This is a genomic window from Pseudomonas saxonica, assembly GCF_007858365.1.
Lineage (GTDB): Bacteria > Pseudomonadota > Gammaproteobacteria > Pseudomonadales > Pseudomonadaceae > Aquipseudomonas > Aquipseudomonas saxonica.
In genome coordinates this window covers 511,212-535,034 of record NZ_VFIO01000003.1, presented here as the reverse complement: position 1 = coordinate 535,034, position 23,823 = coordinate 511,212, and the positions used below count along the sequence as shown (strand labels likewise).

General features: G+C 56.0%; 22 protein-coding genes and 1 pseudogene. 11 read left to right on the top strand and 12 right to left on the bottom strand.

Annotated features, from left to right (window positions below; translation table 11 throughout):
- Window positions 1–244: 244 nt before the first annotated feature.
- The 3 genes from mksF to mksB are packed head-to-tail and all read right to left on the bottom strand — an operon-like array spanning window position 245 to window position 5,005.
- Window positions 245–3,085, bottom strand: a complete 2,841-nt coding sequence (gene mksF / locus FJD38_RS12215) for an Mks condensin complex protein MksF (RefSeq protein WP_122786318.1) — start codon at window positions 3,083–3,085, stop codon at window positions 245–247.
- Complete coding sequence (gene mksE / locus FJD38_RS12210; protein WP_122786319.1) at window positions 3,082–3,738, bottom strand: Mks condensin complex protein MksE; 657 nt, start codon at window positions 3,736–3,738, stop codon at window positions 3,082–3,084. Before mksE ends, mksF begins: the two co-directional genes overlap by 4 nt.
- Window positions 3,728–5,005, bottom strand: coding sequence for an Mks condensin complex protein MksB (gene mksB, locus FJD38_RS12205; RefSeq protein WP_146385504.1), 1,278 nt, complete (start codon window positions 5,003–5,005; stop codon window positions 3,728–3,730). Before mksB ends, mksE begins: the two co-directional genes overlap by 11 nt.
- Window positions 5,006–5,183: 178 nt before the next feature.
- Between mksB and FJD38_RS12200 the strand changes: the two genes are divergently transcribed.
- A complete protein-coding gene (locus FJD38_RS12200) occupies window positions 5,184–5,960 on the top strand; it encodes an energy transducer TonB (RefSeq protein ID WP_146385502.1) in 777 nt (258 codons plus the stop codon).
- Window positions 5,953–6,405 (top strand): ribosomal protein S18-alanine N-acetyltransferase, encoded by a 453-nt coding sequence (gene rimI / locus FJD38_RS12195; protein ID WP_146385500.1) that lies wholly within the window; start codon window positions 5,953–5,955, stop codon window positions 6,403–6,405. Before FJD38_RS12200 ends, rimI begins: the two co-directional genes overlap by 8 nt.
- A gap of 83 nt (window positions 6,406–6,488) precedes the next feature.
- Here rimI and FJD38_RS12190 read toward each other — a convergent pair whose 3' ends face one another.
- Window positions 6,489–6,899 (bottom strand): serine kinase/phosphatase, encoded by a 411-nt coding sequence (locus FJD38_RS12190; RefSeq protein WP_167654265.1) that lies wholly within the window; start codon window positions 6,897–6,899, stop codon window positions 6,489–6,491.
- A 153-nt stretch (window positions 6,900–7,052) separates the two neighbouring features.
- Here FJD38_RS12190 and can point away from each other — a divergent pair, with 153 nt between their 5' ends.
- Window positions 7,053–7,697, top strand: coding sequence for a carbonate dehydratase (gene can / locus FJD38_RS12185; protein ID WP_146385498.1), 645 nt, complete (start codon window positions 7,053–7,055; stop codon window positions 7,695–7,697).
- Window positions 7,698–7,788: 91 nt separating this feature from the next.
- On the opposite strand, the gene FJD38_RS12180 is transcribed toward can, so the two are convergent.
- Entirely contained in the window at window positions 7,789–9,207 is a 1,419-nt protein-coding gene (locus tag FJD38_RS12180) for a short-chain fatty acid transporter (protein ID WP_146385496.1), read from the bottom strand.
- A gap of 188 nt (window positions 9,208–9,395) precedes the next feature.
- Here FJD38_RS12180 and FJD38_RS12175 point away from each other — a divergent pair, with 188 nt between their 5' ends.
- On the top strand, window positions 9,396–9,563 hold the full coding sequence (locus tag FJD38_RS12175; protein WP_122786325.1) for a metallothionein: 168 nt from the start codon (window positions 9,396–9,398) through the stop codon (window positions 9,561–9,563).
- A gap of 51 nt (window positions 9,564–9,614) precedes the next feature.
- Here the strand turns inward: FJD38_RS12175 and FJD38_RS12170 are convergent, their stop codons facing one another.
- Window positions 9,615–9,845, bottom strand: coding sequence for a DUF6555 family protein (locus FJD38_RS12170; protein ID WP_122786326.1), 231 nt, complete (start codon window positions 9,843–9,845; stop codon window positions 9,615–9,617).
- Between the two features lie 236 nt (window positions 9,846–10,081).
- Between FJD38_RS12170 and FJD38_RS25240 the strand changes: the two are divergent.
- The 7 genes and pseudogenes from FJD38_RS25240 to FJD38_RS12140 all read left to right on the top strand — a co-directional run.
- Window positions 10,082–10,858, top strand: a pseudogene (locus FJD38_RS25240) (PAS domain-containing protein); the annotation flags it as partial.
- Between the two features lie 108 nt (window positions 10,859–10,966).
- Window positions 10,967–11,398 carry a methyl-accepting chemotaxis protein gene (locus FJD38_RS25235; protein WP_482822458.1) on the top strand — a complete coding sequence of 144 codons (432 nt, stop codon included), beginning with the start codon at window positions 10,967–10,969 and terminating at the stop codon, window positions 11,396–11,398.
- A 96-nt stretch (window positions 11,399–11,494) separates the two neighbouring features.
- The gene (locus FJD38_RS12160) at window positions 11,495–12,379 is read left to right on the top strand and encodes a Dyp-type peroxidase (protein WP_122786328.1); all 885 of its coding nucleotides are present in this window, start codon (window positions 11,495–11,497) and stop codon (window positions 12,377–12,379) included.
- 126 nt (window positions 12,380–12,505) lie between these two features.
- Entirely contained in the window at window positions 12,506–15,274 is a 2,769-nt protein-coding gene (locus FJD38_RS12155) for an ATP-binding protein (protein WP_146385494.1), read from the top strand.
- A gap of 11 nt (window positions 15,275–15,285) precedes the next feature.
- Window positions 15,286–16,485 carry a response regulator cyclic di-GMP phosphodiesterase PvrR gene (gene pvrR / locus FJD38_RS12150; RefSeq protein WP_122786330.1) on the top strand — a complete coding sequence of 400 codons (1,200 nt, stop codon included), beginning with the start codon at window positions 15,286–15,288 and terminating at the stop codon, window positions 16,483–16,485.
- 95 nt (window positions 16,486–16,580) lie between these two features.
- Window positions 16,581–17,231 (top strand): response regulator, encoded by a 651-nt coding sequence (locus FJD38_RS12145; RefSeq protein ID WP_122786331.1) that lies wholly within the window; start codon window positions 16,581–16,583, stop codon window positions 17,229–17,231.
- A 72-nt stretch (window positions 17,232–17,303) separates the two neighbouring features.
- Window positions 17,304–17,948, top strand: a complete 645-nt coding sequence (locus FJD38_RS12140) for a response regulator (RefSeq protein WP_122786332.1) — start codon at window positions 17,304–17,306, stop codon at window positions 17,946–17,948.
- 1 nt (window position 17,949) lies between these two features.
- Here the strand turns inward: FJD38_RS12140 and FJD38_RS12135 are convergent, their stop codons facing one another.
- The 6 genes from FJD38_RS12135 to FJD38_RS12110 all read right to left on the bottom strand — a co-directional run bounded on the left by FJD38_RS12135 (window position 17,950) and on the right by FJD38_RS12110 (window position 23,806).
- Entirely contained in the window at window positions 17,950–18,468 is a 519-nt protein-coding gene (locus FJD38_RS12135; protein WP_233609165.1) for a fimbrial protein, read from the bottom strand.
- Between the two features lie 7 nt (window positions 18,469–18,475).
- Window positions 18,476–18,958: a fimbrial protein gene (locus FJD38_RS12130; RefSeq protein ID WP_146385491.1), complete on the bottom strand. Its 483-nt coding sequence runs from the start codon at window positions 18,956–18,958 to the stop codon at window positions 18,476–18,478.
- Between the two features lie 49 nt (window positions 18,959–19,007).
- Window positions 19,008–19,502: a fimbrial protein gene (locus FJD38_RS12125; RefSeq protein WP_146385489.1), complete on the bottom strand. Its 495-nt coding sequence runs from the start codon at window positions 19,500–19,502 to the stop codon at window positions 19,008–19,010.
- Between the two features lie 20 nt (window positions 19,503–19,522).
- Window positions 19,523–20,374, bottom strand: a complete 852-nt coding sequence (locus tag FJD38_RS12120; RefSeq protein WP_244302723.1) for a fimbrial protein — start codon at window positions 20,372–20,374, stop codon at window positions 19,523–19,525.
- Window positions 20,375–20,441: 67 nt separating this feature from the next.
- Window positions 20,442–23,072 carry a fimbria/pilus outer membrane usher protein gene (locus FJD38_RS12115; RefSeq protein WP_146385485.1) on the bottom strand — a complete coding sequence of 877 codons (2,631 nt, stop codon included), beginning with the start codon at window positions 23,070–23,072 and terminating at the stop codon, window positions 20,442–20,444.
- A 35-nt stretch (window positions 23,073–23,107) separates the two neighbouring features.
- Window positions 23,108–23,806 carry a fimbrial biogenesis chaperone gene (locus tag FJD38_RS12110; RefSeq protein WP_122786338.1) on the bottom strand — a complete coding sequence of 233 codons (699 nt, stop codon included), beginning with the start codon at window positions 23,804–23,806 and terminating at the stop codon, window positions 23,108–23,110.
- Window positions 23,807–23,823 lie beyond the last annotated feature (17 nt).

The window sequence follows — 23,823 nt, the reverse complement described above, 5'->3', positions numbered from 1 at the left end:
TCAAAATCTCTTGCTGAACCGTGTCAAGAGCCGCTTAGTGACAAGAATGCCGTGTTCTAGCATTTTCTTAGGTAAGAATTTTCTGATAATTGGAAAATTTAACGGCTCATGACTGGAGGCCTGATGAATTGGCCCATTGCTCCATATGGGTTTGCTGTGAGGGGGGACTTTGCGACTTGAATGACGAGCGCCTGGGCATAAAAAAACCGCGAGCTATGTCGCGGTTTTTTTAGGGTGCGCTTTTTTAGACTGGAATCAGCTCCGTTTGCTCGACCGCCAATGGCGCGGGAGATTTGACCTCATCGTGGCGGCGAATATATTTCCAGTCATCCTCATCAATGTAGATCCCGTTGGGGCCACTGCCGCCTTCTAGGTCGATCGCGACATGGGCGCAAACCTGTGGCTTTACACTGGCCAGAATAGGCACAAAGCCCAACTGCAAACTGGTTTCGAGCAAGGCGGTCTGGTTTTTTTCGTCAATGTCGGCAGCTTCGTCCAGGTAGTAGGGTAAGCGGATACGGCCTGCCTGTTCGCGATCCATCAAGTGCAGCAACAAATACATGTTGGTCAGCGCTTTAATGGTCATCGTCGTGCCGTTGGACGCTGCGCCATCGATATCGGTATGGATCACGGGCTGGCCGTTGACCTTGGTGATCTCGAACGCCAGCTCAAACAAGTCCTTAAGGCCCAACTGGTTGTGATTGGCGGCCACCAGACGTGCGAGATACTCCTTGGCTTCTTCGTTTTTGTTGTCCTGCTCTGCGCTCTGGCTGAGGTCGAACACCGAGAGTGTTTCTCCTTCTTCGTACTGGCCGGCACTGTGGATAATTTGATCGATGTGCTTGAGCGCCTCTTTGTTGGGCGCCAGTACGATGCGGAAACTTTGCAGATTGGACACTTGCCGCTTGTTGATTTCGCGGTTGAACAACGCCAACTGGTGCTCAAGGCTGTCGTAGTCACTGCGAATGTTGCGCAGGGTACGAGCGATATCCGTGACGGCCGCGCGACGGGCTTTGCCCAATGTCAGTGCTTCTTCGGTGCGGTGGGCATACGCGTTGATCAGCAGTTGCAGACGGCGCTCCATGTCGTCTTCACTGTCGAACTTGGCCACGCCCTTTAAGCGCACCTGCGCATACAAGGCCTCAATCTGGCCGTCGCTGCGCAGCAAGCCTTGCCAGCTGTCCTGATAGTCATTGAGCAGCGCCAGCAGGTTGTCCATGGAGTCGTCGACCGGATCCATGAATGGCGTGCCAAACGGCAGATCGGCGGGCAGCAATTGGCGACGGCGCAAGCTGTCATCCAGCGTGCGTTGCTTGGCTTCCATGTCGCCGATCTGGCGGCCGACCAATTGCAATTTGGCCGACAATTGCTGAACGCGCTCGGTGAAGGCATCGCTGGAGCGTTTCAATTCATCTTGCGCCGCTTCGGCCTGAGCCAGTTGCTCGAGTTTTTCGCCTTCTTCAGCGCTTAGCGTCTGACTGCGGCGGAAGTCTTCCAGTGCTTTTTGTGCATCGAGCACCTGCTGATACAGCGACTCGGCTTCACTTTTACTGGCCGCACGATCAGACGTCACCGCCTGCTGGGTTTTAAGTTGTTTGAGTTCTTTGTCCAGACGCTCTTTCTGTTCGCGCAACGCGGCGCGGTCAGCGAGGGCTTGCAGCGCAGGTGGTTCGATGTGGCTGAGATCGATAGACAACCCCGGCGCTTCGAAGCGCTCGCCCTTGAAACCGTCGAGGATGCTTTCCAGCGACTTTACCCACGTGTCGCTGTCGTCCAGGGCAATTCCGTGCTCACCCAACGGCAAGCTGAACAGGGCGCTGTTGAACAGGCGCATCAGGCGCTCAACATCCTGCTGCGAAAATTCCTCGCGCAAACGGGCGTAGCTGTTGTTGTCGGCATGATCAAGTTGCTGCTTCACCGACTTCAGGCGTTTCTCCAGATCACGCACCCGCTCGTCGAGGTCTTCGGCGCTGAACTGGCGCGACTGCGCCAGCGCTCCAGCCAGTTCGTCGTGGGCGTCTTTGGCTGCGAGCAATTGCTGCTCCAGTACTTTTACATCGTCGACCAGCGCGAAACGGTGCTTAAGCACCGACAACTCGCCCAGCCAGCGCTGGATGCCCGCGATTTCCCGCTCAAGGCGCATCAGCTCCTGAGTACTGTTGCGCTGATCGTTTTGCAGGGCATCTTGCTCATTGCGGTAATGCTCGGATTGAATCAGCAGCTCTTCCTTGCGCGCGCCGGCGTAATCCTGCCAAGTGCCCAGCAACGAATCCAGCAATGGAGACAGGCGATGCAGCTTGCCGCGCAGCACATCACGCTGGCGCACGCCGGCGGCCAAGGCTTCAACCAAGGGGCCGGCGCCCACCAGCGCGTTGTAGTCTTGCTCCATGCGTCGTACATCGCGGAAGGCTTCTTCGCACGCGGCGATGTAGTCCACACTGCCGGAGCGCAAGCTGTGTTCAAACGCATCCAGGAACAATTGCTTAAGCTTGGCCGCGGTGATTTCGCGCATGTGCAGCAGGTTGATAAACAACGCGCGGAATGTCTTCAAGCTTTGCTCGCTGGTGGAGCGCAGAGGAATCAGGGTCAGGTCGAGCGGGATCGAGGTGTGCCCGCCGACCAGCAAGCGCCGCAGCTCGTCGGGTTTCAGCTCGTAAGCTTTCAGGCCGTTACGCTCAAGGTTGGTGAACAGCTCTTTCTGGCGCAGGCACGTGTCATCTTTCTGGTAATGGGCTAAATCAAGTTTGCCTGCGTAGGCGAAAAACTGGTGCCCAAAGCCACCGCCGGGGCCACGCCCGACCACGCCGATCACATGTGGACCGTGGGGCAGGGATACCTCGACGAGGATGTAACTGGTGTCGGAGGCGAAGTAAAAGCGCCGTGACTGTTCCAGGGTGTATTTACCGAAGCTCATGTCTGACATGCGCGCCAGAATCGGGAACTGCAGGGCGTTAATGGAGGCTGATTTACCCAAGTTATTGGCGCCGTATACCGACAACGGGTGTTCCAGCGGGAATAGACCCAAGCTGTAACCGGCAGTGTTCAATAAGGCAAAGCGGCGAATGCCGTAGCGTTCCTGGCTCATGCGTCCATCTCCTCTTGCTCGGCTGCGATGGCGCGGGCCAATGCGGCTTCTTCGTCTTCATCGGCGGCGTCATCATCGATCAACACCGGCGTCGGTAGCGGCAAAATGCTGTGCAGGCTGGCGGCCAGGTCACGGTCTTGCTGCACCGAAAGGCACACATCGAGAAAGCGGTGCATCGGCGGCAGAAAGCGGTAGATGCCGTTTTCTTCGTTTGCGAAGCCGAGTTGGGTCATGCGGCGCATGATCTTTTCTTCCAGCTCGTCCTGAGTGGTGACTTCAGCCTGCACGAACAGGTCCCGGTATTTTTCCAGCAGCGCGGGCAGTTCGTCACGGCCCAGGCTCCCGCCATCGAGCACGGCAATCGGGTCGCGGCCCTGATCGGCCAGATGCTCGACGATGATGAAGGTGAACAGCGCCAGACGTTGCGCGGTCTTGTTGACCTGCGCGGTGGCGGTGTCAGGCACGAAGTAATAGAAGCCGCGGGTATCACAGACCAACTCAAAACCCAGTGCCTTGAACAAGGCTCGGTATTGATCCTGGAAATTCGACAATTGTGCGTACAGCTCCGGGTCGCGACGGCTGACGTGGTAACCCTTGAACAACTCACGAAAAATCGGCGCCAGATGGGACAGTTCAGAAAGATCAAGATGCATGGACAGGGCTCGCAGAAGGTTCGGTCGCGTCTTCGCTGCGTGAAAGCAGGGCGAAGGAGCGCAGGCTGACCCGATGTTCGTGGGTGTGATAGTCGCGACGCTCAAGGCGTTCGCGCACGAAGCGTTTTTCTCGCGACAGGCGCGAGAACCAATAGAGCAATTCGTCGGTATCGCCGTCGGGTTCCTGAGTCAGCAACCAGCCCATCAAGTCCGGCATGGGCAGGGCATCGCTGCAACGGTCGAGCATTTCCTTGACCGTGCGCGGGGCCTTGGGCGCTTCGCCTTTCTGCGTTTTGTGGGCCTTGGGAAAGCGTGCCGGCTTGGGCTCGAAGCGCGCCAGCGCGTACACATAGGCTTCGACCTGGCTGGCGCTGCCCAAAAAAGTGCTTTGCGGGCGCGTAAACATCGGCATGGCAGCTTGGGGCACGGCGTCCAGGCCTTTGCGCCGAATCGCCGCCAGCGCCAGTGCTGCGCCGCGTGTGACGGCGTTGTGTCGGCGCGCTTCTTCGCGCAACGGCAGCAGCAGTTCTCGGGCATGGCGCAAGGTCAATTGGGCGCTGGTTTGCATTTCGAGAATGCGTGCGTGGGTGCGCAACAGCATGTCATCGTCCACCAGATGACCCAGACGTTGCTGCTCGCTGAGCATGCGCAACAGCACGTTTTCAACCTTGCGCACGCCTTGTTCGAAGGCGCCGTCGGCATTGACCAACTGGATCATCGGTTCGACGTATTCGTCCCACGTGGCCAACACTTCGGCATAGCGCTGGCGCAAAGGGATCTGCCGGTCGCTGGTTTTGGCCCGTTCAGCCACGGCGACCAGTGCCTGCTCATCGTTAGCGAGTTTCTTTAAAACATCGCGTACGCGCATATCCAACAAACGCAGCTGGCGCGCCAGGTCGTTGCCGTCACGGATGTCGAACGCGTCCTGGATATAACCGGCCAAGCGCTCCAGATGGCGCAGGTAGGCTTCAATTTCAAGGCACAGACCCAGACGGTGTTCACGGCGCAGATAGGCCAGAAAGTCATGAATTTGCGCATTCAGCTCGAAGCGGTTCGGGCTTTTCGCGACCGGCACCAGAATGTCCAGGCGGATCCAGCTGTCGAGTACATGGGTGATGTCTTGCGGTGTGCTGTCCAGCTGATGTGCCGCCAGTTGCAGGCGCAGCTCGCTGAGGCTCAGCGTGCCTTGGTCGAAGTGTTCGCACAGAGGCTCAAGAAGGGCCCAGTGTTCGGCAAGGGCACGTAAAACGCGCTTGGGTTCGATCATGGGAAGGCCGGTCGATTGGCAATGAAAGGCAGCGATTGTACTGCAACGCAGGGTTGAGTCATCCCTTGGTGATCAGAGGCGTGAGCAGTCAATTAGCCGTTTGGCCATCAACTGCGGGCGAGAAGGGCAGAAGGGCGGTAGAATCGCGGCTCTTTACTTATCCACAGATGGCCGACCCTTGTTGAACGAGTCCCGCCGCCGCGCCTACTTGACTGCCATGCAAGTGGTCAGTTGGTTACCGCGCACTGAATTGCCGTTCGCCGCGCCGTCGCGGCCTGAACTGCTGGTGCTCCCTGAAGAGCCTGCCGCGCCAGTGGTTGCTGAGCCTGTGGTCAGGCCAGTGATTGCGCAGGCCAAATCCGCCGAGCGCCCTAAAATTGAAGTGCCCAGGCCATCGGTTATGCCACGCACGGCGAGCAAGCCTGTGGTTGAGGGTGAGTCGACGCCTGCGGTGGCCAAGGTGGTGCAAGTGCCGGCGCCACGTTTTGCCTTGCAACTTCTGCGTGCCGGACGCTGCTTTATCCTGGTGGAGTTACCCACAGGGAGCGCCTTCCAGAGCCGCGACCCGGCCTACTTGTTATTGAAAGACATGTTGCGTGCTGCGGGCTTGCCCGACAGCCCGCAGATCATTGGCGAGCCGATACGCTGGCCATTACTGCGACGTGGCAACGTTGATCAGGGGCCGGACGCGGCACGCGAGTTTGTGCAGGGCTTTTTAATGGCGCGTCTGGAAGAAGCTGAGTGCGCCTGTGTCTGGCTGATCGGTTTGCCTGCCGTGCGTTTTGCTGGCCAAGAGAATGCTGAAGCGTTCAATCGCGAGCTTGAAATCGAAGGGCTGGGTTGCGCGTGGGCGCTGCCGGGTCTGGAATTGTTAATGGAGGAGCCACACCGCAAAGCCGATGTGTGGCAAGCCATGCGCCGGCTGATGGCGCGCTGGAAACCAAGTAATGAGTGATGCTGTAACTTTTCGTCCGATGACTGAAGCGGATCTCGATGCCGTTTTGAAAATTGAATATGCGGCTTTCAGTCATCCCTGGACACGCGGGATTTTTCTAGACGGCCTGGGCAAGTATCAGATCTGGTTGATGTTTGAGGGTGAACAGCAAGTGGGTCATGGGGTGGTGCAAATCATTCTGGATGAAGCTCACTTGCTGAACATCACGGTCAAGCCGGAAAGTCAGGGCCGTGGCCTGGGGCTGAAGTTACTTGAGCACTTGATGTCGATTGCTTACAAACACGAGGCCCGAGAGTGCTTCCTCGAACTGCGCGACAGCAATACCGCCGCGTTCAAGTTGTATGAGCGTTATGGTTTCAATGAAATCGGCCGTCGTCGCGATTACTACCCGGCGGTGGGTGGGCGTGAAGACGCGGTGGTGATGGCGTGTACGTTGGTGGATTGATATTCGCCGCTGCCCTCACCCCAGCCCTCTCCCTGAGGGAGAGGGGGCTTGATTGATGGCGTAAGGAAAATCTGCTTTTGCTTCTAGCGCTTGCGCCCCACTGGATCAATTTCCGCCAATTCCGCTTCATCCAGCCCTTTACCGGCGCCTATGTCATCTTCATCCACCACGCTCAGCTCCCAGTCGGCGGCTTCATCGTCGCCTTCAGCCGCCTCTTTGGCATCACGGGCGCCGTCTTCGCGGATTAACATTTCCGGCTCAAGGTCATCGTCGTTGAGGTCGTCACCCGGCAAAGCAGCACCGCTCAGGCCTGCTCTGCGCGAGGGCTGGCCGGCCATATGACGATTGCGCTCTTCATCGGTGAACAAGTCGCTGATGGGCTCGTGGGTCTCTTCATCATCAAAGTCGAGTGGCTCTACCGAGCCCATTTCATCTTCAATATCATCAATGGGTGCTGGTTGCGGTGCTCCGAACGGGCGACGTGAAACAGTCATGTCAAATGCTCCTGAAGTGAAATCTCAATAGGATGGACTATAGCTACGCTTCAAAATTCCACCCGGTGGATTACCCGATTAACCCTGTGCCTGCGTGACCCCAATCGCCGGTAAGCTGTCCAAACTGCGCATCAACTCTTGAGACCTGACCCGATGAATGAACTACAAGATCTGATCGATAACAACGAGCGCTGGGCCGATGCAATCAAGCAGGAAGATCCCGACTTCTTCGCCAAACTGGCCCGCCAGCAAACGCCGGAATACCTCTGGATTGGTTGCTCTGATGCCCGTGTACCCGCCAACGAGATCGTGGGCATGTTACCCGGTGACCTGTTTGTGCACCGCAATGTAGCCAACGTGGTGCTGCACACCGACCTCAATTGCCTGTCTGTGATCCAGTACGCAGTGGATGTTTTAAAGGTCAAACATATTCTGGTCACCGGCCACTACGGCTGTGGCGGGGTGCGGGCGTCCATGCAAGACCAGCAGATGGGGTTGATTGACGGCTGGCTGCGCTCAATCCGCGACCTGTATTACGAAAACCGCGAGGTGCTGGCGCAGTTGCCGACAGAAGAAGAGCGCGTCGATCGCTTGTGTGAACTCAATGTGATCCAGCAAGTGGCTAATGTCGGGCATACCAACATTGTGCAAAACGCCTGGCACCGTGGGCAGAGCCTGTCGGTTCATGGCTGTATTTACGGGATCAAGGATGGCCGCTGGAAAAGCCTGAACACCACCATCAGTGGTTTGGATCAATTGCCGCCGCAGTACCGTTTGCGCCCGGCTGGGGCGGTTTAATCGCCTGCCCTCTCCCAAAGGGAGAGGGTGCTTGATCTGCTTTTGCTTTAAGTCCCCTCTCCCTCCGGGAGAGGGCTAGGGTGAGGGGCTTTTACGGCATCACCGGCGGCACATAAGCCAGTGTCGTGCCCAGCGCCCACAGCAAAAACAGCACCAGCGGCGTGTGCACCAGCAACTGCACAAACGAAAAGCCGATCAAATCTCGGGCCTTCAGCCCCAGTACGCCCAGCAGCGGCAGCATGTAAAAAGGGTTGATCAGGTTCGGCAACGCCTCGGCGGCGTTGTAAATCTGCACAGCCCAGCCCAAGTGGTATTTCAGATCATTGGCCACTTGCATGACGTACGGGGCTTCAATAATCCATTTGCCGCCACCCGACGGGATGAAAAACCCCAGAATCGCCGAATACACGCCCATCAACAGCGCGTAGGTATCGTGGGATGCAATCTGCACAAAGAATGTCGAGATGTGATGCGCCAGGGTTTGCCCTTCCGAGCCTTTGACCACGGTCATCAACGCTGCAATTGAACCGTAGAGCGGGAACTGGATCATCACTCCGGTGGTGGTCGGAACGGCGCTGGCGACGGCATTCAGAAAACTGCGCGGGCGCCAGTGAAGCAGCGCGCCCAGCATCAAAAATAAAAAGTTGTAGGTGTTGAGACCCGAAATGGCGCTGATGGCCGGTTTGGTGGAAAACTCATGAAACAACCAACCAGCGGCCAGCAGCACCAGCAAAATTGTCAGCAAGGGGCTGTATTCCAACCACTCCCCTGGGCGCGTGCGGGGCGGCAGTTTTGGCAGGCTGAAACTGGGGTCAATGCCGCAAGCCGCTGCATCACGGGCTGATTCCGGGCCAGGCGCCGTTGCATAGGCGACGATCAGTGAAACCACTACCAAGGCCGCCAGTAATACGCCGGACTGCCAGAGAAAGATGGTTTCAGTGAATGGGATCACGCCGGTAATCGCCAGAATCGACGGCGGCAGGCTGGCCGGGTTAGCTTGCAATTGCGCCGCAGAAGACGATAAGCCCAAGGCCCAAACCGCTCCCAGCCCTAAATAAGCCGCTGCTCCGGCGGCGCGATAGTCCATGCGCAGATTCGTGCGCCGGGCCAGCGCCCGCACCAGCAAACCGCCAAACACCAGCGAAAGCCCCCAGTTGAGTAATGAGGCGACCATTGAAATCAGGGCTACCCAACACACTGCCTGTCGCCCGTTTTTCGGCACGCGCGCCAGCCTGTCGATCAGTTTGACAGCGGGTGGCGAACTGGCGACTACATAGCCGCCGATGACCACAAAGGCCATTTGCATGGTGAAGGGGATCAGGCTCCAGAAGCCGTCGCCGAACGCCATGGCGGCATCGGTCGGTTTAGCGCCCATTGCCAGCGTAGCCAGCGCAACCATGATCACGGCGACTGCAGCGAAAACCCATGAGTCGGGAAACCAGCGCTCGGCCCAGTTCGAGCAGCGCAGTGCAAATCGGGCAGAACGGCTGTCTGCTATTTCAGCGGCCATGACGAAACCTCTTTTTATGATTATGGGTGGGCCAGTGTCAGCGAATGCACAGGCTGGCGATCACGTTAAATCAATTCGCAGAGATTTCCGATGGGTAGACCGTTTGAACCCATCTGAGGCAGCTAAAGTCATTGCCTATAAGCGACACGCCTGTCGCTTTGTGACGACCTGACAACAAGGAGTTCATCATGAAAGAACATACCTGTGATTGCCCTGACTGTAACTGCAGCGTGGGCACCAACGGCGTGGAGCGCGAGGGCAAACATTATTGCTGTGAGGCCTGCGCCGATCATCACTCCAAGGGGCAGGGCTGTGCGATGTCGAGCAGTTGCAAATGCGGTGATAAAAAACACTGACCTCAATGCACATTCGCGCAGTCATTGACTGCGCGATGTACCTCGTGGCCTTCATTTTCCGGCGGCGCGCCAAGTGACGTTGGCAATCGCCTTTTTTTCCAGCTCGGCCGGGTTGATCAGTTTCGCCGGATCACGATCTGTGCGGCCGATGCGTATCACGCCGGCGTCGCACCCGGCCCAGTACCAGGCAGTGGCAGTATCCAGGCGGGGCAGGCGAATGATGAATGACTTGGGTTGGCCGTGCAGTGTGTAGTCAATAACGAAAAGTTTTGCCGTGTTCATGATTCAGACCTGTCTCCTGTGAGCCCCTGTTATGTCCATGATGTTCAGTCGTTAGCTCTAAAATTTGGCAAAGAGTTGCTGCAAAATCAATGACTATTTCATTGATTTTAGTGTGGTTATTCAGGATGTATTCAGATGAGTGTTTTTTAGGGCGTAATGTCGGTTATTTGCCTTCAGAATCTATCCATTTGGCCGATGTGAACTGAGGCTTATTTTTTTATCGGCAGTGGAATTCTATGTTCAACACACGCTTGAAGCGGGAGCTATTCGCTCTTCGCGAAGAATTATCCAGCCTGCAACAAGTTAAAGTGAGTCTGGACAACGAAATGCTGATGCTCTCCCTGAGCGCTGATGGGCGTATCGAAACGGCCAATTCGAATTTTTGTCAGGTGATGCAGTACACGGAAGTTTCCCTTCAGGGGCGCCATCTTGCTGAGCTGGTACCGGCGTATTTGCACAGTAATGAGCATTACCAACGCCTGCAAAGCGCTATGGCCCGTAAGGAACACTTTTGTGGCACGGTACGTTTGCTGCGCGGCAATGGTCAGGAAGCCTGGCTGCGCTCGATCATGCAGCCGATTCTAGATTCCAGCGGGCGGGTGCAGAGGATTTCAATCATTTCCAGTGATTTGACCCGTACGATTGAAACGTCTCGCGATCACGAAAACCTGATGAGTGCATTGCTGCGTTCCACGGCTGTGATCGAATTCAATCTCAAAGGTGAAGTGCTCACTGCCAATGAGCGTTTTCTCAACGGCATGGGCTATACGCTGGCGCAGGTACAGGGCAAACATCACCGTATGTTTTGCACCCAGCAAGAACAGCACAGTGCTGAATATCAGGCGTTTTGGCAGCGCTTGAATGCGGGCGAGTTTGTGGCTGCGCGTTTTCAGCGAGTGGACAGTCATGGCCGGGATGTATGGCTGGAAGCGAGCTATAACCCAGTGCGGGACGCTAATGGTGCCTTGTACAAAGTAGTCAAATTCGCCACGGTAATTACCGATCAGATCCGGCGCGAGCAAGCCGTTTCAGACGCAGCTGGTATCGCCTACACCACGTCCTTGCAAACTGACACCACCGCCCAGCGCGGCACTAAAGTCGTCACTCAGGCGGTGGATGTAATGCGCGATCTGGCCCGCCACATGCAACAGGCGGGTGACGGTATAGAGGCCTTGAGCGATCAGTCGCAGGTGATTGGCAGTATCGTCAAAACCATCAGCTCGATTGCTGAGCAAACCAATTTGCTGGCGCTCAATGCGGCCATTGAAGCGGCCCGTGCCGGAGAGCAAGGCCGTGGCTTTGCCGTGGTTGCAGACGAAGTGCGGCAGTTGGCTTCGCGTACGAGCAAGGCCACTGAGGAAATCATCAGCGTGGTTCGTCAAAATCAGGACATGGCCCGTGATGCAGTTGTCTTGATGAGTGATGGCAAGTTGCAGGCCGAACAAGGGCTGGCGCTGGCAGCTGAAGCGGGCACCGTGATCGTCGAGATTCAAGACGGGGCGCAAAAAGTAGTGGATGCCGTGGGGCAGTTTGCCAATCAGCTGTCGTCTTAAGGACGGCGGTGCCGGGTAGGGATTAAGAAAAATCCTCAGTCAGTGACTGAAAAAGTACGGGTAGGAGTAAACTCTGCGCTTTCCAAAGGAGTTTCTATGAGTCCCTACCAGTCGAGCATTCTTGCCCAACCGATACCTTCGCAAGCGCGTTACATGTTTTTCTCCCTCAAGTCAGTAGAGGCATTGCCGGCTGCACTCGATACCTTGTCGCAGTGGGTGGATGGCAAAAGCGTTGTGGCGGGTCTGGGCGCGCCGCTGGTAATGGCATTGGGGGCAAAGGTTCAAGGTTTGCGGGTATTCCCGGCACTCAACGCGATGGTGGAGAATCCGTCTACTCAACACGCTTTGTGGCTGTGGTTGCTGGGCGATGATCGCGGTGAGCTGTTGTTGCGCAGTCAGACCATTGAGAAGGCACTGGCGCCCGCTTTCAATGTGCTGCATGTGACTGAAGGCTTCCGCTACGGCAGCGATCGCGACCTGACTGGCTATGAAGACGGCACTGAGAACCCGGTCGATCAGGCGGCTATCGACGCCGCCATCGTGGCTAACGCCGGACCGGGACTGGACGGTGGCAGCTTTGTGGCTATTCAGCAGTGGCAGCATGACTTGAATGGTTTTGCCGCACTGCCGTCCGAGGAGCAGGACAACATCATGGGCCGTCGCATGAGCGACAACGAAGAACTGGACGATGCGCCTGAATCGGCACACGTTAAGCGCACAGCCCAAGAAAGTTTCTCGCCTGAGGCTTTTATCGTGCGCCGCTCCATGCCGTGGACTGAAAACGGTAAGTCGGGGCTGATGTTCGTTGCCTTCGGCCGCACCCTGAATGCGTTTGAAGTGCAACTGCGCCGTATGAGCGGCATGGAAGACGGCATTATTGATGGCTTGTATCGCTACAGCCGTCCGCTCAATGGCGGCTACTACTGGTGCCCGCCACTTAAAGACGGTCGTCTGGATTTCAGCGCGGTTCAGCAAGGCTGATGCTTCGCCGGTGAAATGAATGCAAACACGGGAGTCGGGCGCAATGCCCACTCCCGTTGCACTGACACGTAGTGTTTCAGGAATTGTCTTATTAAATTTTCGTCGCCCAGGCCTCAGGCTTGAGCAATGAAATCCACACCCAATGCTGCTCGAAAAATTCTCCACCTATTTGCTGTTGGCCTGATTGTCGCGGCCTTGGCGGGTTCGTTCGTTTATTTGCGCGCGGTCTTCAATGAAGAAGTGTCGCTTCGTCGCAGCTACATGAATGAGGCGGTATTTCACGCGCAGGATTTTTTCGTCAGTCGCCAGACCTTGCTGACCAGTCTGGTACTGGCCAGCGTACCCACTCCCCCTGGGGCGCAAGCCTTTGTCAGTGTGAACCCTGAAGAGGAGATGAACATCAGCTTGGGCAGCGATGAGGGCCATTGGAGCCTCTGGTTGACCGGGCGGATGATGGATTATTTTCGCCGTCACAAAATTAATCTGCTGTATGTGCCGCAGATCGACGCGCCCAAGGTGGTAAGGCTGTTTGATACCTCGTCGCACTTGCCGCAACTGCCGGCAGTCGTGCTACAGCGCCTGGCCGATCTGGGCAAGCCGTCACACAGTTCCGTTGATGAACTGTGGCTTACCGATGATCAAGTGCTGGACTCACCGTTCTACCTGTTCAAACGCCTGGATAAGCGCAGGCCGGATTCTGGCTGGCTAGGCATTGAGGTTGAAGTGCCGGCGCTGGTTGAGGCGCTGGGCAGTGAGAGTGCCGGTGATTTCTTGTTGCTGGACGATCAAGGTCGCATCCTCTTCAGTAACGCGGTGCAATCCTCGCTGGTCAGCTCATTGCACACCTTTAATGCGCAACAATCCTTCGGGTTTATCGGCGGCGGCTGGTTTCCTGACCGGTTGGCGATCAGAAAACAGTTGGGGTTTTCCGGCTGGCAGATTGTCTACGCCGTTGATATTGACAGCCTGCTGCCTGTTTTGGCCTGGCCGCTGGTGGGCTGCATCTCGCTGTTGCTGGTGGTTTGCATCGGCCTGCGCTGGTTGATCATGCGTATCGAACGGCGCCTTATCACCCCGGGTGAAAATCGCATACAGGCGCTCATTGAAAGCGAGGCCTTCAGCAGCGCGGTGTTGCAAGTGGCGCCCGTAGCACTCTGTGTGATTCGCCGCACCGACGGCACGGTGGTGTTGGAAAACTCGCTGTCGCAGCAATGGTTGGGCAGCAGTGGTGAGCGCGGCACCTTATGTCATGGCTGGATTCGTCAGGCTTTTGATGAACTCGACGCTCCTAACAGCGATGAAGTTGAAATGGAGGATGGCCGCCTTCTTTATCTGGCTTTCGCCCCCACACGCTACAAGCGTGAAGACGTACTGATTTGTGCTTTTAGCGACATCAGTGAGCGCAAACAGATTGAAGTCACTTTGGAACGCGCCAGGCAACTGGCTGATCGCGCCAATGAAGCCAAAACCCTCTTTTTGGCGACCATGAGCCATGAAATCAGAACACCACTGTATGGCGTGCTGGGTACGCTTGAGCTGCTGGCGCGTACCGAGTTGAACGAGCAGCAGAATAACTACTTGAAGGCCATCGAGCGTTCTTCAGGAAACCTGCTGCAACTGATTTGCGATGTGCTGGATGTGTCGCGGATTGAAGCGGGGCAGCTGCAGCTTGAACTCAATACCTTCAGCCCTATGGAACTCATCGAAGAAGTGATCCAGGGCTATTGCGCCGCAGCCCACGCCAAAGGCTTGCAGCTGTTTGCCCTGATTGATGCATCCGTGCCGGAGTGGTTGCTGGGTGATGTCACGCGTATTCGTCAGATCCTCAACAACCTGATCAATAACGCAGTGAAATTTACCGACAACGGCAAAATTGTCCTGCGCCTGAAAATGGACAGCCGTGATGATGAGTGCGTCATGTTGCACTGGCAGGTCTCAGACACCGGTAAGGGGATCGCGGATGAAGATCAGGTCCATCTGTTCGAGCCTTTCTATCAAGTGGAATCCGCGAAAAATGTGGTCGCGGGCACGGGGCTTGGCCTGTCCATTTGCAAGCGGCTGATGCACCTGATGAACGGCACCATGCGGCTGGTCAGCGAACCGGGTCTGGGTAGCAGCTTCACTCTGCATTTGCCTTTGGTGCAGGTGCGAGATCCACAGCGCCTGAGTCGCTTTTGTGAGCTGGCACCCTCGGCGGTGTATGTGGTGTCGCCTTTACGCGAGTTGGCCCAGTGTTATTGCGACTGGCTGCGACGCTGGGGCGTGCGTGCCCAACTGGGCGCTCCCAAGGCGGGTGATAAAGGCCACGACGCCGTGTTGCTGGAGTTGCACCCCGGTGCGGCCCGGCAGCGGCTGGAGCCTGAATGGCAGGGGCCTGCCGTTGTCGCAGCCAGTGACCTGTCCACACCACTTGATCCTCAGCAGGCGTGTTGGCAAGCCGACCTTAACAGCCTGCAAGACGTGCATCGGGCGTTGCGCAAGGCGCAGGGCACCCGTGTTGATTCGCCGCTTGATACGGCCACAGAAAAACGTGAGTTCCAGCTCAAGTTGCGGGTGCTGGTGGCGGAAGACAATGTCATCAATCAACTGATTTTGCGTGACCAGCTCAAAGAATTGGGCTGCACGGTGGCACTGGTCAGCAATGGTCAGGAAGCCCTGAGACGCTGGCAAGAGGAGCCGTTCGATCTGCTGCTCACCGACGTCAACATGCCGAAAATGAATGGTTATGAGTTGGCCGCCCAGTTACGGGCCCTGAACGTCACGCAGCCGATCATTGGCGCCACCGCCAGTGCGATGCGCGACGAAGAAGAGCGGTGCCTGAGTGCGGGCATGAACCAGTGTCTGATCAAGCCTTTTACGCTGCACACCTTGTACAACTGTCTCCAGCACTTCTAAAGGAGGGTCCAGTGAAGCCCTATCGTGTACTGGTCGTTGAGGATCATCCTTTTCAACATGAATATTTGCTGAATGTCTTCAATGGGGTGGGAGGCTTTAAAGTTGACACCGTATGGGATGGCGACGGGGCGTTGGAATGCCTGTCGCGTCATGACTATGACTTGATTCTGAGCGACTTGCTGATGCCCGTCATGGATGGTGTGCAGTTGATTCAGAAAATTTCAGCCTTGAAAAAACCTCCTGCACTGGCGTTGATGAGCGCCTCATCACGCCGCATGTTGATCAGTGCGGGGCTGGCGGCGAAAAACCTGGGTATTTCAGTCGTGGGTTTGATATCCAAACCGGTTGAAGCCAATGCCGTTATGCGCTTGAAAGAGCGCATGGCGATATTTCGCAACAGTGGTGAAATGCAGCACCCGGCGCTGGCCATACAGATTGATCCGCAAAGCATCGAACAGGCCATGAAAAACGGTCAGATTCAGGCGTGGTTCCAGCCCAAGAAATCGTTGCGTAACGGCACGATTCTCAGTGCTGAAGCATTGGTTCGCTGGACACATCCTGAGGTCGGGTTGCTGTTGCCTAAAGACTTTCTGCCCACTTTGATCAGCATGGGCCTTGAAGAACGACTGCTGTGGCTGATGCTTGAGCAAACTTTGCAGGCCCAACGAAAGTGGCGCCAGCAGGGTTGGGATATTCCCGTGTCAATCAACCTGCCCACGCATTTGTTGGATAACCATGATTTGGCAGATCGGTTGCGTGACTATGTGGCTGCTGATGGCGCGGAGCCGCGCAGTATTGTGTTTGAGTTGATGGAAAGCTCAACCACCGAGGAAATGAGTAATTACTTTGCGGGGGCTTGCCGCTTGCGCATGATGGGCTTTGGGCTGGCACAGGATGATTTCGGCAAGGGTTTCAGTTCATATTTCAACCTGGTGTCGACCCCTTTTAGCGAGCTCAAGATTGATCGTTCGTTGGTACATGGCTGTGTCGAAAATGAAAATCTGGCATCGGCCCTGCGCAGCCTCGTTGAATTAAGCCGCAAACTGGGCCTGACGGTGGTTGCTGAAGGGGTTGAAACACAGGAGGAACTTGCATTCCTGCGCGGTATTGAGTGTGACCAAGCCCAAGGCTTTTTGATTTGCGGCGCGGTTTCCTGCACAGACTTTGAAACTCTTTTACTCGAAGATAGCTCTAAGCCATCATGGGGGTAGCCCCGCTTATTACTGAATGTCATGGCCTCCTTTAGGCGCGATCACACGCGGGTCTACAGAGGGTCACGTTTGACCTTCTTGGCTGGAGCCAGGCAATGCGCGAATTAAAGGTAGTGATTGCCGACGATCATCCGGTGGTCTTGGTGGGGCTTCGGGAAGTCATTCAGCGCGATGAGTACTTCAATCTGGTCGGCGAGGCGTTGACCTCGTCGCAATTGATTGAGCAACTGACGTTACATCAACCTGCGCTGGTAATTACCGATTTCAACATGCCCGGCGATGATACTTATGGCGACGGGCTGCGGCTGATTGAATACATTGCCGAGCAGTTTCCCCGCGTAAAAATTCTGGTGCTGACCATGGTGAGCAATCATTTGATTATTTCACGCCTGCTGGAATTGGGCGTGGCGGGGGTAATTGCGAAAAGCCATATCCATCAGGAAATCGGTAAGGCCCTGAAAGCATTGGCCAATGACCGGTCATATATAGCGCCTGCCGAGCAAGCCAGCTCCGTTATCACCAATCTCACCGTGATTGATGAGCGCTTCTCTACGCTGTCGCCTCGTGAAGTTGAAGTGCTACGCCTGTTTGTGGCGGGCAGCAGCATAGGCGACATTGCCCGCCAGCTCGATCGCAGTGTCAAAACCGTCAGTACACAAAAAGTGTCGGCCATGCGCAAGCTGGAAGTGCTGACCGACCATGCCTTACTCACTTACTGCATCAAGGCTGCTCTTTTCGAGTCTTGAACACCTCCGGGGCTGTGGTCGCTGACGAGGCATAACACGCACACTGTTTTCAGGGCAGGAGTCAGGTACGCCATGGTGCAAATGAATGTTTTGTTGGCCGACGATCATCCGATTGTATTGATGGGCGTGCGCGAAATCATTGAGCGCGACCCGCGATTTAAAGTCGTGGGCGAAGCGCTGAACTCTTCCGAACTCATCAGTAAGGTGGCGCTGTTGCGTCCCGACGTCATCATCACTGACTACAACATGCCGGGTGACGAACAGTACGGCGACGGTACGCGCCTGGTGGAATACCTGCGGCGTCATTTTCCTGAGCCGCGGGTGTTGATTCTGACGGCGCTCTCCAATCCCCAAGTGCTGGCCTGGTTGTACGATTTGGGAATCAGCGCAGTCATTTCAAAAAGTGCCGGGTTGGAACAAATACTGGTGGCGCTGGATGCCTTTTACCGTGAAGGCCATTACCAGCAGCACACACTGGCTGAGGTGCCGAGTGCAGACGCACATGGCTTCGAGCAACGGTTGAGCCTGCTAACGGTCAAGGAGTTTGAAGTGTTGCGCTTGTTCGCTTCAGGCAGAAGCGTGAGTGATATTGCGCTGTTACTGAACCGCAGTATTAAAACCATCAGCACCCTGAAAATATCAGGGATGCGCAAACTCGACGTCGACAGTGATCAGGCACTGTTGATTCTGTGCATCAAGGCCAATTTATTTGCCTGACCTACAGGTAAATGATTTCCATCAATAACGTTGAACTGTAACTGCCGATAGCGGGCAGTTCATCGGCCGTCTTCACTGGTCTGACCGACAGCTTAAGTTTGAGCACCGTGTCTTCAACAGAAAAGCTCAACGGCTCGCCGAACTTTACGTCCAGCAATTTGGCGACGCTGGTCATGTCAGTAAGGCGTGTTTTCAAGCCCAGCGTGTCGAGGGTCGTGCGCAAGGTATTGCTGTCATAGGCGCCGTTGCCCGCGCTGAACTTCAGGAGCACCTGGCTGCCTTTGATGCACTGAAAATCAAGGGCGACATCGGTCCATTCGGTCATGTCCGACCGCAGCGAATTAAGGTTCACCTTGGGGATTTCCACGCTCTGCGAGGCCGGGAAACTGGCCGTGCAGGGCGGCTTTATCAGCGTACCCTTGATATCCAGTGAAGGAGCGTCTGCTGCGCAGCCTGTGGAGCTAAAGCTCAGGAATAGTGCAGCCAACAGTGAAAGCCACAGGCTTATTCGGGCGATCATGTTCATATCACAAGTAGTCGATATTAATAACGGCGGAGGCCGAGAAATCGCCTTCGGACAATGCGCCCTGGGCCACCAGTTTTGCCTTCATGCTCAGGTCAACCGCCCCATTGAGGTTGGTCAGGTTTCGCTTTGTTCCCTTAATGTTGATCAGCGAGCTGTCACTTTTCCACAGCAGTGAATACCCAAGGTTTGCTCTGCCGGCAGAGGCCACCGTGTCCGACAGCGCAGAGGACGCCGTGACGCTGATATTGAGCACCGAGTTGGCTGGGCAGGTCAGGGTCACCGGAACATCGATCTGCGCAGCCGTGTCTACCTGGTCATAGCGAAGGCTGCCAAAGTCCGCGGTCAGCACTTTATTGCTGGTCAGTGTGCAGGGCGGTCGAATCAGCGTGCCTTTGACGGTGAGTGTGCTGCTGTCGCTGGCCGCGAGCGTGGTACCGGACGCAAGCAGGCCCAGCAATGAGAGCGCTATCAGTTGTTTATTCATGTTCTGTTCCTATGGCAGACGGCGAGGCAGGATCGGCAAGTGAAAGCGGTCACAAGTACTCAATGCTGATGACGGCCGAGGCGCTGAATGATCCCTCTGTAGCTCCAGAGCCCAGAGCCGTCAGTTTGGCTTTCATGCTTAGATCGACGTTGCCACTCTGGTTGGTCAGACTGCGTTTTACGCCTGTGACGTTGACGGCTGAGTTATCGCTGTTCCAGTACATCAAGTAAGCCAAGTTGTTCTTCCCTGCATAAGCCTGAGTCGTTGATCCCTGAAACACAGCGGAGGCCATGACGCTGATACTCAGCGCCGAGTTGGCCGGGCAAGTCATAGTGACCGGAACATCGACCATCGGCGCCGCCGCAATTTGGTCATAGCGCATCGTCCCGAAATTGACGGTCAGTGTTTTACTGCTGGTCAAGGTACAAGGCGGCCGTGTGAGCGTGCCGCTGACATTCACGGTCACGGTGTCGGTAACGGCGTTGGCTGAGGTGCAAGCCATGCCAGCAATAAGTGCTGCGGCCAGCGATACGCATAATTTCATGGTCGAGCTCCTTTGCCTGATCAGGGGTAGGTAATGTTGAGGGTGTATTGACTGGTGAAGTTACCGGTCGGCGATACGCTGGTATTCAATCGCGGTCGAAAGCCCACACCTATTGTGTTGGCGCCTGTTGACAGCGTTAACGTACGCGGGCTGTTGAAGGTGACTGCTGTGCCGGTGTCGGCCCAGGTGGCGGCCATCGACAGCCCGGCCAGCGTGGTCGCTGAAACACCCGTGCTACCACTGATTGCCGCTTGGGTTGGCACCAGAGAGGCCGTGACTTGAGTGCCTCTGGTGCAGTTCATCGTGACATTTGCCACTTGCTGGGTAGTGGCAAAATCGTTGCTGTTGAGCGTGCCGAAAGACAGGTTCATGGTTTTAGCCGAACCCAAGGCGCAGGCGGGTTGGACAACCCGGTAACTGAGAATAACGGTCTGGAGGTAGTCGCCATAAGCCTCATAACCCCGAATAGAGGTGTCCGTCAGCGATACGCTGACCATGTAATTGCCCGGTGTGGTTGAGGCTGTTCCATACAGCAGTACGTTGTAAGAAAAGGTGTTGCCCACGAACAACTGAACACAGCTTGACGGCATGCAAACGGTGCTGGCGGTGCCGATAGACTGTTCAGGAACCATCAAGCCCGAGTTGGTATGAAACACCTGAATCTTGCTGCCTTTACCCACGTTATAGAACTGGGTGTGCTGCAGCGACGAACCATAGGGGTACCAGCGAGTGACTCGGCAATTGGCCGTCATGTTGGCGGTATACGTTTGTCCGGGTGTCAGATCGCCTAGATCAATAAGGCCCGTGGTGCCCGTTGCCGTGCAGCTAAGGTTGTTTTCAATCAAGGCAAACGCATGCTGGCTGGCAGACATGAGGAGCATCGTCAGCAGGAACAAAAACCTTTTTACCCAGCGTGGGCGAAGAGGTTGGACTATCGGGTTATTCATCGGAGCTACCTTGAGGTGCTGCTGGCGTTACCAGCTTGGCATCGCAACGGATGTGCAGTTGTCCGATGCCCGTTTCTGAAAGGTCATAGGTACTTAGATCCAAAGCCTTGGAGCACCACGGCTGACCGTTGACGTTGATTAACAGTCGCGCTTTGTCTGGCACACCTGTCATAAATACCCGGCCTTTGTCCGCCACCATGGCCGTGCTCAGCAAGCCGCCCTTCAGGTCAAACAGCTGAGATTCGGCGGCAAAAGGGGCTGGCTTGCCATCGCTGGAACTCACGCTAATCAACAGGCGACGGCCGTTATGGGTTTCAAAATTAGCCAGCACAAACGCACCGCGATTAGGCGTGACCTCCTGAACCAGATTCGCGATGTCGGTGTTGTCCGATAACGAGTCGGTATTCAGTGACACCTTGTTTTTACGGTAAGGCTGGGCGGATGGAATAACCGTGTAGCCGCTGCTGTTGGTTTTGATCCCGCTTTTGGTCAGTACGCCGACGTTTGCAGCACCCGGTGTGGCGACAATAATGTTGGTTTCGCCTAATGGCTGGGTAAACATCACCGTGTCGCGAGTGGCTACGACTGCGCCTTCCACGCCGTAATCCGACTGGCGAGTGCTTTGATCCCTGTTGTAAGAGCCATGCCAAATGGCATTCGCCGCGTTGTAACGGGCAGCAATCGAGCTGCCGAGCACGCGATCGTCGTCAGAGATCTGTTGATTGATCCCCACGTTGTAAGACAGCGAGTCATCCTGGAATTGAGAGCCGCTGAAGGTAGCGTTACGGCTGGCATTGCCGGCTGAGTCCTGGTTTGTACTCAGCCCCACACGGCTGGTACTGCCGGGATTGCCGAACGGAATACTGACACTCACCGACAGGCTGCGAACGTCATCGCCGGTACCGCTGTTTTGTGCCAGACCTACGTTGTACGAAGCCCGGCCGACACTGAAGCTGTAGCCCACTTGAATGGAGGTATTGCTTTGGGCGCGGTTCCAATAATCGGTTTTGGTCAGGTTGGCGTACATGCCGCCATAAGTCCCCAACTGTTGCGAAACGTTAGCGGTAAAGCTGCTTTTCATATGGCCACCTAAATAAGGCGAGAAAGCACCGCTGTTGATCAAGGTTTCATCGACATAGGGCGTCAGCGTGTTATTGGCGCGCGCATCGATGGCTTCATTAAAGCTGTAGTAACCGCTGGTGGAGTAGCGGTAGCCCACCAGGCTGAAACTGGTGTCCGTGAGGTCGATGGACTTGGAATAGCGAAAGCGATACGACTGGCCCGACAGCGTTTTGGAATCCGTGCCGATGTCATCGCTGATGGCGTGGGTCACGTCCAGCGAGATGGCACCGAAACCGGCAAAGTCATGAGCGAAGCCTATGAGCGCTGATTTGTACTGCTGACTCACGATGCTGCCGCCGAACAGCGTGGTGCCCTCAGTTAAACCGCGGCGGTAAGTGCCTTGGAAAAAGCTCGGTTTCTCCGAATGTAACGTCCTGTCGGCGGGGCGAAACTGGCCCGCTGTCACGCTGTAGCTTTGCTGGCCTTCGCGCAGCATGTACGGCACCGACGAGAACGACTGGATGTACACCTGGCGCTCGCCATTGGGGCCCTCGACGGTGACTTCGATATCACCGTTGCTGGAAGTCGAGTACAGGCCTTTAAGTGCAAAGGGCCCAGAGGGCACCCACTGTTCGCTGATGACGTAGCCGCGCTGGCGCAACGTGACCAATGAGCGGCCGTTGGCCACACCGCGGATAACCGGTGCAAAATTACGGGCATCATCGGGCAGCATATCCAGGTCGGACGCCACGCTGGCGCCGCGGTAGGAGATCGTGTCAAACAGATCGCTGTCGGTAGAACTCTCACCGAGCGTGGCAATGGCCATCATGTTGCCCAGATCACGCTGGACATAGGTGTCCACCGATTTCCAGTTACCGTCGACGTTGGTGCTTTTTTGCCACGTCGAGAAGTTGCGAAATCGCCAGGCGCCGCTGTTAATCCCGCTGTGGACGCTGCCGAACTGGGACTGCCGGCTACCGGTCTGGTTGTTGTAGTTGCTCCCGGAAAAACTGTAATTGGCAAACGCTACCTGCTCGCCGTCATTCCAGTTTTTACGACGGATCTCGAAGGGCACATCGCCAATGAATGCCTGCGGCACCTGCAGATTCAACTGCTGCTTATTGAAGTCATAGTCGTAGGTGACGCCGGTCAGTTCGCGGTTGAAGTAAACGCACTTGTCGCTACTGATCTCGGCGTCTTTCAAACGCGCGGGGTCAATACCCAGCTCCGACAGGGCCTGAAGGCTGAAGCAGGGGAACAGGCCATTCGGGGTCGAGACCTGGCTGGCTGTTTCTCGAATGAAGTTCATGTCCCGCTGTTCGATCAGGCGGTCATCCACTGACAGATCGATGCGGTAGATCCCGGGCAGTTGGCCCTGGCTCATGGCTTTAACTTGTTCGGCCACTTCGGCTGAAGCGTTGCCGCCGCCAATTTCCAGAAATGAGGAGTCGAAGCTGTAATCGGCATTTACGGCGGTTGCAGTCAGACCGACAGCACTCAAGCTAACACTGCTCCAGCTTTTTACTCGGCGCGCGAAGGCGCACATGCGCTCTCGCAACATGAGAAGGTCCTTCTATTCGACTAGTCATTCAGGAATCAATGAAGGGTGATGGGCGCTGCCTTGACGGTGCTGCCGTATTCGTTGATGTAGGTGAGCGCCAGCGTGTCGCTGTTTTTCAGCGGTATCGCCGTGGTCACCGTACTGCCGGGCTTGATCACCTCGGGCATGCCTTTGCTGGCGGTGTTGTTAATCAGAAAATCACTGACAACCACGTTAAAACCCGATGGGTTTTGTACGGTCAATTTTCCGCCTTCAGCACGCCATTGCAGATTTTTCACCGCTTCTTCAAGAGAACCTTGCAGGCCTGCAGGGCGGTAAAACAGTTTGATGGTGGTTTTGAGTGCAATCTGCAAAACGTTCTGATTGCTTTGCTCGGCGCTCTTGGCCGGGATCGCTTTGACGTTCAGCAAAAACAAGCTTTCTTTATCGGTAGGCAGGTTTTGCGCATTGGTCGCGATGATGCGCAGGATGTTCTGGCCTTTGGCGTCCAGACGGAACAAGGGCGGGGTGATGATAAATTCATCCGCACTGTCGTCTCGGTTGTCGTAAGGGCTGACCCATGACTGCACCAGGTACGGCACGCCGTCTTCACCAGAGTTGGAAAGTGAAAGGTTGGCTTCCTTTTCCTTGCTTTGGTAAATGACCCGGGTGGCGCCCACATTGACGCCCGCCTGGACTTGCGGCAGCCAAAAGCCTGCCGCCAAAGCCAAAAAGGCTGCAACTTTTAAACGCATTTAAATGTCCTCTGTTC

Excerpts from the sequence above, each read along its gene's own strand:
- FJD38_RS12135 (WP_233609165.1), bottom strand. The coding sequence starts at position 18,468 with ATGATCGCCCGAATAAGCCTGTGGCTTTCACTGTTGGCTGCACTATTC.
- mksB (WP_146385504.1), bottom strand. The coding sequence starts at position 5,005 with ATGATCGAACCCAAGCGCGTTTTACGTGCCCTTGCCGAACACTGGGCC.
- FJD38_RS12180 (WP_146385496.1), bottom strand. The coding sequence starts at position 9,207 with ATGGCCGCTGAAATAGCAGACAGCCGTTCTGCCCGATTTGCACTGCGC.
- FJD38_RS25235 (WP_482822458.1), top strand. The coding sequence starts at position 10,967 with ATGCGCGATCTGGCCCGCCACATGCAACAGGCGGGTGACGGTATAGAG.
- FJD38_RS12120 (WP_244302723.1), bottom strand. The coding sequence starts at position 20,374 with ATGTCTGCCAGCCAGCATGCGTTTGCCTTGATTGAAAACAACCTTAGC.
- FJD38_RS12110 (WP_122786338.1), bottom strand. The coding sequence starts at position 23,806 with ATGCGTTTAAAAGTTGCAGCCTTTTTGGCTTTGGCGGCAGGCTTTTGG.
- FJD38_RS12140 (WP_122786332.1), top strand. The coding sequence starts at position 17,304 with ATGGTGCAAATGAATGTTTTGTTGGCCGACGATCATCCGATTGTATTG.
- FJD38_RS12145 (WP_122786331.1), top strand. The coding sequence starts at position 16,581 with ATGCGCGAATTAAAGGTAGTGATTGCCGACGATCATCCGGTGGTCTTG.
- FJD38_RS12125 (WP_146385489.1), bottom strand. The coding sequence starts at position 19,502 with ATGAAATTATGCGTATCGCTGGCCGCAGCACTTATTGCTGGCATGGCT.
- mksE (WP_122786319.1), bottom strand. The coding sequence starts at position 3,738 with ATGCATCTTGATCTTTCTGAACTGTCCCATCTGGCGCCGATTTTTCGT.
- FJD38_RS12175 (WP_122786325.1), top strand. The coding sequence starts at position 9,396 with ATGAAAGAACATACCTGTGATTGCCCTGACTGTAACTGCAGCGTGGGC.
- FJD38_RS12130 (WP_146385491.1), bottom strand. The coding sequence starts at position 18,958 with ATGAATAAACAACTGATAGCGCTCTCATTGCTGGGCCTGCTTGCGTCC.
- FJD38_RS12160 (WP_122786328.1), top strand. The coding sequence starts at position 11,495 with ATGAGTCCCTACCAGTCGAGCATTCTTGCCCAACCGATACCTTCGCAA.
- rimI (WP_146385500.1), top strand. The coding sequence starts at position 5,953 with ATGAGTGATGCTGTAACTTTTCGTCCGATGACTGAAGCGGATCTCGAT.
- mksF (WP_122786318.1), bottom strand. The coding sequence starts at position 3,085 with ATGAGCCAGGAACGCTACGGCATTCGCCGCTTTGCCTTATTGAACACT.
- FJD38_RS12155 (WP_146385494.1), top strand. The coding sequence starts at position 12,506 with ATGAAATCCACACCCAATGCTGCTCGAAAAATTCTCCACCTATTTGCT.
- FJD38_RS12115 (WP_146385485.1), bottom strand. The coding sequence starts at position 23,072 with ATGTTGCGAGAGCGCATGTGCGCCTTCGCGCGCCGAGTAAAAAGCTGG.
- FJD38_RS12190 (WP_167654265.1), bottom strand. The coding sequence starts at position 6,899 with ATGACTGTTTCACGTCGCCCGTTCGGAGCACCGCAACCAGCACCCATT.
- can (WP_146385498.1), top strand. The coding sequence starts at position 7,053 with ATGAATGAACTACAAGATCTGATCGATAACAACGAGCGCTGGGCCGAT.
- FJD38_RS12170 (WP_122786326.1), bottom strand. The coding sequence starts at position 9,845 with ATGAACACGGCAAAACTTTTCGTTATTGACTACACACTGCACGGCCAA.